Below are 13,359 nucleotides of genomic sequence, written 5' to 3'. Positions count from 1 at the left end.
TTATCCTCTTGCTGCCAGCGCGACCACGCGCTCATAGGCCTGGCCGCTGCGGATCGCTTTCAGCGCCTTTTGCGCATTTTCCCGTAAGTCTTCCTGGCCGAAAATCTTCAGCAGCAGCGCGACGTTAACGGCCACGGCCTCTTCGTGCGCCTGCTCGCCTTTACCCTGGAGCAATCGCGTCAGAATGTCACGGTTTTCTTCCGGCGAGCCGCCCGCCAGCGCCTCCTGGGGATGATAGCTCAGGCCAAAATCTTCTGGCGTCAGCTGATAGCTGGTGATTTCGCCGTCACGCAGCTCCGCCACCTGCGTCGTGCTGTGCAACGCCACTTCGTCCATGCCGCCGCCGTGCACCACCGCCGCGCGCTGATAGCCCAGCACTTTCAGCGTCTGGGCAATCGGCAGCACCAGCTCCGGGCTGTAAACGCCGATCACCGCCAGCGGCGGCCGCGCCGGGTTGATTAGCGGGCCAAGCACGTTGAACAGCGTGCGGGTCTTCAGCTGCTGGCGCACCGGCATCGCGTGGCGGAACCCGGTATGGTACTGCGGCGCAAACAGGAAGCAGACGTTAAGATCGTCCAGCGCCTGGCGCGCCTGTTCGGCTGGCATAGCCAGATTGATGCCGAATGCTGCCAGCAGATCGGAAGATCCGGATTTGCTGGAGACGCTGCGGTTGCCATGTTTTGCCACCTTCAGCCCGCAGGCCGCCGCCACAAAGGCGCTGGCGGTAGAAATATTGATGCTGTTGCTGCCGTCGCCGCCGGTGCCAACGATATCGGCAAAGGCGTACTCCGGGCGCGGAAAGGGTTTGGCGTCCGCCAGCAGCGCCGTGGCGGCCCCGGCGATCTCTTCAGGCCGTTCGCCGCGGATCTTCATGGCGATCAGCGCGCCGGCCAGCTGGGTTGGCTCCAGCTGTCCGGTGACAATGGCGGAGAACAGCTGGTGGCTCTCGTCGCGGGTCAGGGTCTGCGCCTGGTACAGTTTTTCCAGTATTGCGTTCATCATGCTCTCCTTATTTCGCCAGCGCCCAGGCCAGGGTCTGCTCCAGCAGGCGTGCGCCCTGACTGGTCAGAATCGATTCCGGGTGAAACTGGAAACCGCAGACGCGGTCGGCGTCGTGACGCACCGCCATCACCATGCCGTTAAAAGTCGCGTTAATTGTTAGCTCAATCGGTACGTTGCTGCCGACCAGCGAGTGGTAGCGTGCCACGGGCAGCGGATTGCTCAGCCCGGCGAACATGGCCGACTCGTCATGGGCGATGGCTGAGGCTTTACCGTGCAGGATCTCGCCCGCCTGGCCGACGTGGCCGCCGTAGGCTTCCACAATTGCCTGATGGCCCAGGCAGATCCCGATAATCGGTAGCTGTCCGCGCAGGCGCCGCAGCAGTTCCGGCATACAGCCCGCATCGGACGGCGCGCCAGGGCCTGGCGACAGCAGCAGCACCGGATTGTCCATCTCCTGCAAACGGGCGATCAGCGTGTCGGCAGGCACGTTATTGCGGTAGATCACTACGTTATGACCGAAAGCGCGCACCTGGTCGACGAGGTTCCAGGTAAAAGAGTCGATATTGTCGAGCAGCAGAATATCAGCCATCAGAAAATCTCCTTGCAATGATGGGCAGTGGCGATGGCGCGCAGCACCGCGCGGGCTTTATTGCGGCTCTCATCGGCTTCCGCCTGCGGGTTGGAATCCAGCACCACGCCCGCGCCGGCCTGAACGGTAGCGACGCCGTCCTCGACGTAGGCTGAGCGGATCACGATGCAGGTATCCAGATCGCCGCTGGCGGTAAAGTAGCCGACCGCGCCGCCGTAGCTGCCGCGCCGGGTGCCTTCCGCCTCGGCGATCAGGCGCATGGCGCGAACTTTCGGCGCGCCGCTCAGCGTGCCCATATTCATACAGGCGCGGTAGGCATGCAGCACATCCAGATCCTCACGCAGTTTGCCTACCACGCGGGAAACCAGGTGCATCACAAAAGAGTAGCGGTCGACCTTGGTTAAATCGGCCACGTAGCGGCTGCCCGGCTCGCAGATGCGCGCCAGATCGTTACGCGCCAGGTCGACCAGCATCAGGTGCTCGGCCAGTTCTTTATGGTCGGTACGCATTTCCAGCTCGATACGGCTGTCGAGATCGCGATCCAGCGAGCCGTCGGCATGACGACCGCGCGGGCGGGTTCCGGCAATCGGATAAATTTCGATCTGGCGGCTGTCGGCCGAATACTTCAGCGAGCTTTCCGGCGAGGCGCCGAACAGGCTGAAATCCTGATCCTGCATAAAAAACATATAGGGGCTGGGGTTGCTGTTCTTCAGCGTGTCGTAGGCGGCCAGCGGCGACGGGCAGGGCAGCGAGAAGCGGCGCGACGGCACCACCTGGAAGATTTCGCCGCTGCGGATGGCTTCCTGCATCTTGCGCACCACGGCGCAATACTCTTCGTCGTTCTGGCTGACGGCAAGGGACATTGTCTCCAGCGGCTGCACCGGAATAGCGGACGCGGGCTGCAGCATCTGGCCGTGCAGCTGTTCGATACGGCGCTGCAGGCGTAAAAATTCGCCGGGCGCTGCCGTAAACAGGCTGGCCTGTAAGCGCGCGCTCTGGCTTTGATGGTCGATCACCAGTAACGTTTCGGCCAGATAAAAGCAGTAATCGGGACAGCGCTGGTCGTTGTCCAGCCCGGGCAGGTCTTCAAATCCTGCCACCAGGTCGTAAGCGAACAGGCCGCCAAGCAGCATCGCCTCGCGCTCGTCCGCCGGGCTTTTCAGCAAATGCGGGATCAGGCGCAGCGCGTCGAACACCGACAGCGTCTTCAGACGGGAATCCTCATCCTGCACCGCATTATCCTGCGGAAAACGCAGCTCGCGGCCGTCGGGACGTACGGTATTGATAACCGACTCCGGCAGCGCGGCATCCAGCAGCGGCAGCAGCGCGCGGCCATTCTCCGACAGCGCCTGGACGGTAACGGTATCGTCCAGCGCCTTAATGCGCAGCGCGCTGTCGATAATCAGCAGGCTTTTCAGGTTGCGTTTGCTGTCAATGTCCGCCGACTCCAGCAGCAGCGTAGCGGGACGCGCGCCGCAGAGCTGGTGGAAGAGCGCGGCCGGATCCTCACGGTAGGGCGCGGCGCCGGTAATCAACTTCACTGTAGTTTGCGTTTGCATAAGGTCAGTTCTCAAATTTGGCTAAAAAAAAGGCCCGCTTGCGGCGGGCCTGGGTAGCGTTACAGCGACAGCTGCGTGCACGACTTCTCCGCCCGTTCAGGAAGAAGTACGCCACCAGCCGTTCGTTGTCATTGTGTTTTTCATTTTTCGCTACCTTGTGTGTGAACTTGCGTACTAGTTAACTGGTTCGTGGCGGAAATGTCAATACTCTTTTTCTCTTGCCCGCAATTGCGGGTATCATGCAGCGACCTTTTTAGCGCTTTCCGGAGTCGTTTTGTCTGCAACCCCGCTTAATCCCTGGCCCATCTACGATTTACACAGCCACACCCGCGCCTCTGACGGCCTGTTAACGCCTGAAGAACTGGTGCTCAGAGCCGTGGAGCAACGCGTCGGTGTCCTTGCTATCACCGATCACGATTCGGTTGACGGCGTGCAGCCCGCCCGCGAAGCCATCACCAGACACCAGCTGCCGCTGCGGCTGATAGCGGGCGTCGAAGTTTCTTCGCTATGGGAAAATCACGAAATTCATATTGTCGGACTGGGCGTGGAAGAAGAGCATCCCGTGCTGAAGCAGTTTCTGCAGGCGCAGAGCGATCGTCGAATGGTTCGCGCGCAGCTGATAGCTGAACGGCTGGAGAAAGCGCGCATTCCCGGTGCGCTGGAAGGCGCGCTGGCGCTGGCCGACGGCGGCGCGATCACCCGAGGCCATTTTGCCCGCTTCTTAATTGCGCAGGGCAAGGCCGATAATATGGCGCAGGTCTTTAAAAATTACCTGGCGCGCGGCAAAACCGGCTACGTGCCGCCACAGTGGTGTACAATTAAACAAGCCATTGATGCTATTCATCATTCTGGCGGGCGTGCCGTGTTGGCTCATCCGGGCCGCTACGGCCTTTCCGCAAAATGGTTGAAGCGTTTAATCGCCCACTTTAAAGAAGAAGGGGGGGATGCAATGGAGGTCGCACAGTGCCAGCAGGCGCCCAACGAGCGCACGCAGCTGGCGCGTTACGCGCAGGACTACCAGCTGGCCGCGTCGCAGGGATCTGATTTCCATCAGCCCTGTCCGTGGATAGAGCTGGGAAAAAAATTATGGCTTCCGGCCGGTGTGGAAGCCGTCTGGCTGCGCTTTCCTGAAATTTGATCCTGTTCGCCCGTCGCGCGACAGGCATGAGGTCGATTATGAGTCAGTTCTTTTATATACACCCGGAAAACCCCCAGCCCCGGCTGATCAAACAGGCCGTAGAGCTGCTGCATAAAGGGTCGGTCATCGTTTATCCTACGGACTCGGGCTATGCGCTGGGCTGCAGGCTGGAAGATAAAAACGCGATGGAGCGCATCTGTCGCATCAGGCAGCTGGACAGCGACCATAACTTTACGCTGGTCTGCCGCGATCTTTCAGAGCTGTCTACCTATGCGTACGTGGACAATACCGCGTTTCGCCTGATTAAAAATAATACGCCAGGCAACTACACGTTTATTTTGAAGGCGACCAAAGAGGTGCCGCGCCGTCTGATGAGCGATAAGCGTAAGACGATTGGTCTGCGTGTGCCTTCCAATCCGGTGGCGCTGGCGCTGCTGGAGGCGCTGAACGAACCCTTAATGTCCACTTCGCTGATGCTGCCGGGCAACGATTTTACCGAATCCGATCCGGAAGCGATTCAGGAGACGATCGGCAAGCAGGTTGATTTAATTATTCACGGCGGCTATCTGGGACAGCAACCTACTACGGTTATCGATTTAACCGAAAGTACGCCGCAGGTCGTGCGCGAAGGCGCAGGCGACGTTAAACCTTTTCTCTGAATAATATCAGGCTCGTCAAAAAGGCGAGCCTTAATAAATAAACATAGATAATTACTTTTCAGATATTAATACGCGAGCATATTATTCTCACGACGTTGTTTTTTGCAGCCAGTCTTTAAAGTCCGCATAAGGAATATAAAGTGACACATCTTTCAACGGTCCGCTACCGGCCTTATGCCTCTTAATCTGATTGGTAAAACCGACTATCACGCCGCCGATTGTATCATCGCCGTTATAGACCGCGCCGCCCGACATGCCTTTCACCACGCCCGCATTGGAAGCCATCGCTACGCAGGGACGTTTATTCCACTCATTGCGAATACCGGTCAATGCCAGGTTCACGCCGGAAGATTCCACCGGCATGGCGGTAATAAAGCTGTAGCCGTACATTTTCACCGGCGCGCCAATTTCACCTTCGCGAAATTTCGGCAGGGTTTTCATGTCGTTTTTATGATAGATAATCGCCAGGTCGCAGTAAGGATGATAAGCCTTAACGCGCTGTACGGAGAGTTTAGCCACGTGAGCGGCAGTCAGGCTGTACTCGGGCGTAATCGGAATGCTGGTACCCAGCGAGCCGACGCCCAGCACGGTAGGAATGCCGGTAAAGTTCATATCGACACGTTTCAGTGCTTCTCTGCTGTACTCATATTTACCTACAGAGCAGCCGGTCAGCGTCAGCAAAGCCAACGCCGCGAGGGGCATTATTCTTTTCATAATAGTTACACTTTGTCGGACACGTCAGTAAATCCCTGGTGAAGATTGACGACGTGCAAGGCCGATGCCGATTGAAATCGGCGTTATACAGGGAGTCGTGCTCCCCTCTGTTTTTTAACTGACGTTTACTGCAAAAATAATTTACGACTTAACTAAAATTTTTATTGTGACTGTTTAACAATTCACTGTGCAGGCTCTTTTTGGCCTGAGTGAATTCTACACAAACTAATTAGTGGATCAAATAAATAAACAGCCGAAAATAATTAAAACCGCAATTACGATGAATTAACTCAATCTAAAATGGCGATAAGCTATTTGTTTGGAGAGGGCTTTAGCATTTGTGTGGGTCATTTGTGTTAAGTCAGTTTAAATCACTGGCGTGGCGTAAAAAATTGGTTTTAACATCGGAGAAACATTTTGCTTAATGGATTCACCCTCTGCTGAGGTGGCTATTTGGGTTTAATTAAGGTGAAATTCAGGCGCGGCGCAGTATCGGCAGAAAATATATTAACTTTAATTTAACTTAAAATAACTAAATATATATCAACAAGGCGATAACATTTGCCTTAAATAACGCGGCGCGGCCCGGCGTTAAATTGGCTTAGGGCGGCCGCTTTGGTAAGCGCAGGGAATGAGTGACCGTCCGTCGATAGCGGGCGACGCCGCCGCTTTTCAGGATGGCGCATCTTTTCCCTGGCAAACGGCCCGGTAGCGTTATCAATAGCCGATAACTTAGTGTAGAATGCGCTTCCCCTGAAAATGGGGCGGGCGTCGCGTGCATTCAGCCGCAAAAAGCCCCGCCTCCTGAGTAACGGCCCATTCATTTTATGACGCCTGGGAAGGCGACAAAGAGGCAGCGCCATGAGCGAAAAATTACAGAAAGTCTTAGCGCGCGCCGGGCATGGTTCCCGCCGCGAAATTGAAACCATGATTTCTGCCGGACGCGTTAGCGTGGACGGCAAAATGGCCACGCTGGGCGACCGCGTAGAGCCGAGTAAAGCATTAAAAATCCGTATCGACGGCCATCTGGTTTCGGTAGCGGAATCCACTAATGAAGTTTGCCGCGTGCTGGCCTATTACAAACCGGAAGGCGAACTCTGCACCCGTAACGATCCCGAAGGCCGTCCTACCGTATTCGACCGTTTACCCAAGCTGCGTGGCGCACGCTGGATCGCCGTAGGGCGTCTGGACGTTAACACCTGCGGCCTGCTGCTGTTCACAACGGATGGCGAGCTGGCTAACCGTTTGATGCACCCAAGCCGGGAAGTGGAAAGGGAATACGCCGTACGCGTGTTTGGGCAGGTCGATGACGATAAGCTGAAGCAGCTGAGCCGTGGCGTACAGCTGGAAGATGGCCCGGCGTCGTTTAAAACGCTGAAGTTTACCGGCGGCGAAGGCATCAACCAGTGGTATAGCGTTACGCTGACCGAAGGCCGCAACCGCGAAGTGCGTCGCCTGTGGGAATCGGTAGGCGTGCAGGTCAGCCGTCTGATCCGTACCCGCTACGGCGACATCACGCTGCCGAAAGGGCTGCCGCGCGGCGGCTGGACGGAGCTGGATCTGCCGCCGACCAACTATCTGCGCGAGCTGGTTGGGCTGCCGCCGGAAACCACCAGCAAAGTGGCGTTGGAAAAAGATCGTCGCCGTACCAAGGCCAATCAGATCCGTCGCGCCGTCAAGCGCCACACTCAGGTCAGCGGCAACCGCCGTACGACCAGCAAGCGTTAACAGAAAAGGGCGAAGCGATTCGCCCTTTTTTTTGGCCTGTTACCAGTCGATACCCTGCTGCGCCTGGATCCCCGCATCAAAAGCGTGTTTAACCGGACGCATTTCGGTTACGGTATCCGCCAGCGCCAGCAAATCGCGATGACAGCCCCGGCCGGTAATGATAACGCTCTGCTGAGGCGGACGGGCGCGCAGCGCCGCCATGACCTCTTCCAGCGGCAGATAGTCAAAGCTCACCATATAGGTCAGCTCATCCATCACCACCAGATCCAGCGACGCATCCTGCAACATCCGTTTGCCGTGCTGCCAGACTTCAAGGCAGGCGGCGGTATCAGTTTCGCGGTTCTGCGTATCCCAGGTGAAGCCGGTGGCCATCACCTGAAACTCCACGCCGTGCGGCTCCAGCAAATTGCGTTCGCCGTTTGGCCATTCGCCCTTGATAAACTGAATGACGCCCACGCGCTTTTGATGGCCCACCGCACGGGCGGCAGTGCCGAAAGCGGCCGTGGTCTTGCCTTTGCCGTTACCGGTAAACACCATCAGAATGCCGCGCGTTTCGGTCGCGGCGGCAATGCGCGCGTCAACTTTTTCCTTCAGCTTTTGTTGACGCTGCTGGTGGCGATCGTCGGCCATTATTCCGCTGCTCCCGGTTTGCGTCCTGGCTGCGCATCGAAGCTGACGCCGCTTTCCGTGCAGTCATCGCCCATCACGTAAAGGTAAGTGGGCATAATATCCGCCGGGGTTTTCAGCTTGCCTGCGTTCTCCTGCGGGAAGGCGCTGGCGCGCATTTTGGTGCGTGTGCCGCCGGGGTTAATGCAGTTGACGCGCAGCTGGCCGCGATACTCTTCAGCCAGCACCTGCATCATGCCTTCGGTGGCGAATTTAGAGACGGAGTAGGCGCCCCAGCCCGCGCGTCCCTGGCGGCCCACGCTGGAAGAGGTAAACACCAGCGAGCCGGCCTGTGACTTCAGCAGCAGCGGCAGCAGCGCCTGAGTCAGGAAGAAAGTGGCGTCAACGTTTACGCGCATCACCTGCTGCCAGACGGCGGGATCCTGCTCGGTCATGGGCACCACGTCGCCCAGCAGGCCCGCGTTATGCAGCACGCCGTCCAGCCTGGAGACATGACGGGAAATTTCATCGGCCAGCTGACGGCACGCTTCGGGCGTGGCGCTGTCCAAATCCAGCGTAAAGAAAAGCGGCGAAGGCTTGCCGACAGCGGCGATTTCATCCGCCACATTTTGCAGCTTCTGCGCGTTGCGTCCCAGCAAAATAACCTGCGCGCCATAGCGAGCGTAGGTGACAGCAGCCTCGCGGCCAATGCCGTCGCTGGCGCCGGTAACAAGAATAATACGATCGTTGAGCAATTGACTGGCAGGTTGATAATTCATTGATGCGCCTCTGGCGATGCTTAGTGCGGAAGGGAAACAGGGTAACGCCGCTAATCCATTGACCGCAACAGTAAACCGCCCGAATGCCTGGTCTCTGCGCAGCGCTATCTTTGCGTACTCAACGGATCCGGGCGACGACGGGCAGCGACTCGGCTACACTAGCTGCTGATCTAATTGGATGTTAAATAAGGCGGAATGCGTGGAACTACTCTCTTACTACGGACTTTTTCTGGCCAAGACGGTCACGGTGGTCGTGGCGATCGCGGCCATTGCTATTTTGATTACGCATCTGGCCATGCGTAAACGCGCTCAGGGCGGCCAGCTGCGCCTGACGCGGCTGAATGAGGCGTATCAGGAGATAAAAGATGAAATGCGCCTGGCGAGCATGAAGCCGCATGACAAAAAACGCTGGTATAAAGAGCAGAAAAAAAAGGACAAGCTGGAGGCGAAAACCGCTAAAGCCGAGGCGAAACAAGGTATTAAGCCAGCCGAAAGCAAACCCACGCTGTACGTGATGGATTTTAAAGGCAGCATGGACGCGCACGAGGTCGCCTCGCTGCGTGAAGAGATCTCGGCGGTTATGGCCGTCGCCAGACCGCAGGATGAAGTGCTGCTGCGTCTGGAAAGTCCGGGTGGCGTGGTGCACGGCTACGGGCTGGCCTCTTCCCAGCTTCAGCGGCTGCGCGATAAGAACATCCGTTTGACCGTGGCGGTGGATAAGGTAGCGGCGAGCGGCGGCTATATGATGGCCTGCGTGGCCGATCGCATCGTGGCTGCACCGTTTTCTATCATTGGCTCGATCGGCGTGGTTGCCCAGATCCCTAACTTCAACCGCCTGCTGAAGCGCAATGAAATTGACGTAGAGCTGCATACAGCCGGAGAGTACAAGCGCACGCTGACGCTGTTTGGCGAAAACACCGAGCAGGGCCGCGAAAAATTCCGCGAGGATCTCAACGAGACGCATCAGCTGTTTAAAGAGTTTGTGCATCAGATGCGTCCGACGCTGGACATCGACAGCGTGGCGACGGGCGAACACTGGTTCGGCACCCAGGCGCTGGAAAAAGGCCTGGTTGACGCTATCGGCACCAGCGACGATCTGATTATCGACCAGATGCAGGCGCGGGAAGTGGTTGCGGTGCACTACGTGAAGCGCAAAAAAATGATGGATCGCTTTACGCAAAGCGCCAGCGTCAGCGTCGAACGCCTGCTGCTGCGCCTGTGGCAGCGTGGCGAGAAGCCGCTGCTGTAGTCCTGTTAGCGCCTGCCTGGCGGGCGCTATTCCTGCAAGTGATAAAGCGGCGACAGCTCCGTGGCCAGAAACTTAAAAACGTTAAACACCACCGTGCTTTTACTGCCGGGCAAGCCTTGCTCGTCCAGAAAATAGTCGCCGCAAAAAACCAGCACGTCGCCTTTCTGCTCCACGTCGGTGGCGCTCAGTCCGGGAAAAAAATCCTTGTGCTCCGCGATGAGCTCGTTCGCCTTTTGCAGGAGTGCGGATTTATCAATAGCCTGGGTATGCTTCACAGAATTCTCTCCTTTATAGAGACGGCAGATGAGCAGTATATTACGCCGCGCTGCCGCAAAAACTCAATGCCGATGGGCGCTTGCCTGCCCACACGCTTTTTTATGACTTTCTGGCGTAAATCCGTTGTGGATGCTAATTAAGTTGCGTAACAGATTTTATCAGGTAGAGTGTGGGCGTTTCGGGTTCCGGGCGTAAAACTGGCTTTACGCTTTGTTAGTGATGCGCTTAACAGTTTGTAAAAGGTGTCGTTAATCAGTGAGTTGGCTTCCTGAGCGGGAAGCGTTAACAGGGAAAGTGCCGGATTCTGCCGTCGGCCATGAAGGTTTTAACGCGCTGGATTGCCCGCAGGCTTTCGGCACAATTTACTCTCGGATGTTTTAATCAGGTAAAGGTAAATATGGGCAAAGCTCTCGTAATAGTTGAGTCCCCGGCAAAAGCCAAAACAATCAATAAATATCTCGGAAACGACTACGTGGTGAAATCCAGCGTCGGTCATATCCGCGATTTGCCGACCAGTGGATCAACAGTTAAAAAGAGCGCTGACTCTACAACCAGTAAGACCACCAAAAAGGTGAAAAAGGACGAGAAGGCCGCGCTGGTCAGCCGGATGGGCGTCGATCCCTATCACGGCTGGGAAGCGAACTATCAGATCCTTCCCGGCAAGGAGAAAGTGGTCTCCGAGCTGAAAGCGCTGGCGCAAAATGCCGACCACATCTATCTCGCAACCGACCTTGACCGCGAAGGGGAAGCCATTGCCTGGCACCTGCGGGAAGTGATCGGCGGTGATGATTCGCGCTTCAGCCGCGTGGTGTTTAACGAAATCACCAAAAATGCTATTCGTCAGGCTTTCGACAAGCCGGGCGAACTGAATATCAATCGGGTTAACGCTCAGCAGGCGCGCCGCTTTATGGACCGCGTGGTGGGCTATATGGTTTCGCCGCTGCTGTGGAAGAAAATCGCTCGCGGACTGTCCGCCGGGCGCGTGCAGTCGGTCGCCGTGCGGCTGGTGGTGGAGCGCGAGCGCGAAATCAAAGCGTTCGTGCCGGAAGAGTATTGGGAACTGCATGCCGATCTGAATACGCCGGAAGGCACGCTGCTGCCGATGGAAGTGACTCATCAGCACGACAAGCCTTTCCGTCCGGTTAACGGCGAGCAGACCCAGGCCGCCGTCAGCCTGCTGGAAAAAGCGCGCTATCAGGTTACCGACCGTGAAGATAAGCCGACCAGCAGCAAGCCCGGCGCGCCGTTTATTACCTCAACGCTGCAACAGGCGGCCAGTACCCGTCTGGGCTACGGCGTGAAAAAAACCATGATGATGGCACAGCGCCTCTATGAAGCGGGCCACATTACCTATATGCGTACCGACTCGACCAATCTGAGTCAGGATGCGGTCAGCATGGTGCGCGGCTACATTGAAAACGAATTTGGCGAAAAATATTTGCCGAAGGCCGCCAATGCCTATGCCAGCAAAGATAACTCGCAGGAAGCGCACGAAGCGATCCGTCCTTCGGACGTCGCCGTCCTGGCCGAGCAGCTGAAGGATATGGAAGCCGACGCGCAGAAGCTGTATCAGCTAATCTGGCGTCAGTTCGTTGCCTGTCAGATGATGCCGGCGCAGTATGACTCCACGACGCTGACCGTCAGCGCCGGCGAGTTTAAACTCAAGGCGAAAGGGCGCACGCTGCGCTTTGACGGCTGGACCCGCGTGATGCCTGCGCTGCGCAAGGGCGATGAAGATCGCACGCTGCCGCCGGTTGAAGTGGGTAAAGAGCTGGCGCTGCAGCAGCTGAAGCCAAGCCAGCACTTTACCAAACCGCCGGCACGCTTCAGCGAAGCCTCGCTGGTGCGCGAGCTGGAAAAACGCGGCATCGGTCGACCTTCTACCTACGCCTCGATTATCTCGACCATTCAGGATCGCGGCTACGTGCGCGTGGAAAGTCGTCGCTTCTATGCGGAAAAGATGGGCGAAATCGTTACCGACCGGCTGGAAGAAAACTTCCGCGAGCTGATGAACTACGACTTCACCGCGCATATGGAAAACAGCCTGGATCAGGTTGCCAACAACGAAGCGCAGTGGAAAGGCGTGCTGGATAAATTTTTCGCCGACTTCAGCCAGCAGCTGGAAAAGGCGGATAAAGATCCGGAAGAGGGCGGCATGCAGCCGAACCAGATGGTGCTGACCACCATCGATTGCCCAACCTGCGGGCGTAAGATGGGTATCCGTACCGCCAGCACCGGCGTGTTCCTCGGCTGCTCGGGCTATGCGCTGCCGCCGAAAGAGCGCTGCAAACAAACCATCAATCTGATCCCAGAGAATGAAGTACTGAATATTCTCGAAGGCGAAGATGCGGAAACCAACGCGCTGCGCGCGCGCCGTCGCTGCGGCAAATGCGGCACGGCGATGGACAGCTATCTGATCGACAACCAGCGCAAACTGCACGTGTGCGGCAACAACCCAAGCTGCGACGGTTACGAAATCGAGCAGGGCGAATTCCGTATCAAAGGCTATGACGGGCCGATCGTAGAGTGCGAAAAGTGTGGCTCGGAGATGCACCTGAAAATGGGGCGTTTCGGCAAGTATATGGCCTGCACCAACGACGACTGTAAAAATACCCGTAAGATCCTGCGTAACGGCGACGTTGCGCCGCCGAAAGAAGATCCGGTTCCGCTGCCGGAGCTGCAGTGCGAAAAATCGGATGCTTACTTTGTACTGCGCGACGGCGCGGCAGGCGTTTTCCTGGCGGCTAACACCTTCCCTAAATCCAGGGAAACGCGCGCGCCGCTGGTGGAAGAGCTGCAACGCTTCCGCGATCGCCTGCCGGAAAAGCTGCGCTATCTGGCCGACGCGCCGGTTGCCGATGATGAAGGCAACAAGACGGTAGTGCGCTTCAGCCGCAAAACGAAGCAGCAGTACGTCAGTACGGAAAAAGAAGGTAAGGCTACAGGCTGGACGGCGTTCTACGTAGACGGCAAATGGGCCGTCACCGAAAAAGCGGCGAAAGCCAGTAAGAAATAACCTGTCGGGCCGGCGTTTCAGCTGGCCCGTTTTTCTCCTGCGGC

Annotated in this window: 10 protein-coding genes and 1 pseudogene; 5 read left to right on the top strand and 6 right to left on the bottom strand. The window is 57.2% G+C overall.

What is annotated here, in order from left to right:
- Both trpD and ACVWZ0_RS12280 read right to left on the bottom strand, forming a co-directional pair.
- A pseudogene (gene trpD / locus ACVWZ0_RS12285) lies at positions 1 to 1,591 on the bottom strand (bifunctional anthranilate synthase glutamate amidotransferase component TrpG/anthranilate phosphoribosyltransferase TrpD).
- The gene (locus ACVWZ0_RS12280) at positions 1,591 to 3,150 is read right to left on the bottom strand and encodes an anthranilate synthase component 1 (protein ID WP_253453816.1); all 1,560 of its coding nucleotides are present in this window, start codon (positions 3,148 to 3,150) and stop codon (positions 1,591 to 1,593) included. Before ACVWZ0_RS12280 ends, trpD begins: the two are co-directional and overlap by 1 nt.
- 274 nt (positions 3,151 to 3,424) lie before the next feature.
- On the opposite strand from ACVWZ0_RS12280, the gene rnm reads away from it, so the two are divergent.
- Entirely contained in the window at positions 3,425 to 4,288 is an 864-nt protein-coding gene (gene rnm, locus ACVWZ0_RS12275) for an RNase RNM (RefSeq protein ID WP_253453818.1), read from the top strand.
- A gap of 38 nt (positions 4,289 to 4,326) precedes the next feature.
- Entirely contained in the window at positions 4,327 to 4,947 is a 621-nt protein-coding gene (locus ACVWZ0_RS12270; RefSeq protein ID WP_253453820.1) for an L-threonylcarbamoyladenylate synthase, read from the top strand.
- A gap of 87 nt (positions 4,948 to 5,034) precedes the next feature.
- On the opposite strand, the gene ACVWZ0_RS12265 is transcribed toward ACVWZ0_RS12270, so the two are convergent.
- Positions 5,035 to 5,661, bottom strand: a complete 627-nt coding sequence (locus tag ACVWZ0_RS12265) for a serine protease (protein ID WP_253453822.1) — start codon at positions 5,659 to 5,661, stop codon at positions 5,035 to 5,037.
- Positions 5,662 to 6,522: 861 nt separating this feature from the next.
- Here ACVWZ0_RS12265 and rluB point away from each other — a divergent pair.
- Positions 6,523 to 7,389, top strand: a complete 867-nt coding sequence (gene rluB, locus ACVWZ0_RS12260; RefSeq protein ID WP_253453824.1) for a 23S rRNA pseudouridine(2605) synthase RluB — start codon at positions 6,523 to 6,525, stop codon at positions 7,387 to 7,389.
- Positions 7,390 to 7,428: 39 nt separating this feature from the next.
- Here rluB and cobO read toward each other — a convergent pair whose 3' ends face one another.
- A complete protein-coding gene (gene cobO, locus ACVWZ0_RS12255) occupies positions 7,429 to 8,019 on the bottom strand; it encodes a cob(I)yrinic acid a,c-diamide adenosyltransferase (RefSeq protein ID WP_253453826.1) in 591 nt (196 codons plus the stop codon).
- On the bottom strand, positions 8,019 to 8,774 hold the full coding sequence (locus ACVWZ0_RS12250) for a YciK family oxidoreductase (protein ID WP_253453828.1): 756 nt from the start codon (positions 8,772 to 8,774) through the stop codon (positions 8,019 to 8,021). Before ACVWZ0_RS12250 ends, cobO begins: the two co-directional genes overlap by 1 nt.
- Before the next feature lie 199 nt (positions 8,775 to 8,973).
- On the opposite strand from ACVWZ0_RS12250, the gene sohB reads away from it, so the two are divergent.
- Positions 8,974 to 10,023, top strand: coding sequence for a protease SohB (sohB, locus tag ACVWZ0_RS12245; RefSeq protein ID WP_125287716.1), 1,050 nt, complete (start codon positions 8,974 to 8,976; stop codon positions 10,021 to 10,023).
- Positions 10,024 to 10,049: 26 nt separating this feature from the next.
- Here sohB and ACVWZ0_RS12240 read toward each other — a convergent pair whose 3' ends face one another.
- A complete protein-coding gene (locus ACVWZ0_RS12240; RefSeq protein ID WP_253453830.1) occupies positions 10,050 to 10,298 on the bottom strand; it encodes a DUF2498 family protein in 249 nt (82 codons plus the stop codon).
- A 398-nt stretch (positions 10,299 to 10,696) separates the two neighbouring features.
- Here ACVWZ0_RS12240 and topA point away from each other — a divergent pair, with 398 nt between their 5' ends.
- Positions 10,697 to 13,315, top strand: coding sequence for a type I DNA topoisomerase (topA, locus tag ACVWZ0_RS12235; RefSeq protein WP_253453832.1), 2,619 nt, complete (start codon positions 10,697 to 10,699; stop codon positions 13,313 to 13,315).
- Positions 13,316 to 13,359 lie beyond the last annotated feature (44 nt).

Source organism: Erwinia sp. TECH1 (genome assembly GCF_054057575.1).
This window is presented reverse-complemented; position numbering and strand designations above follow the sequence as displayed.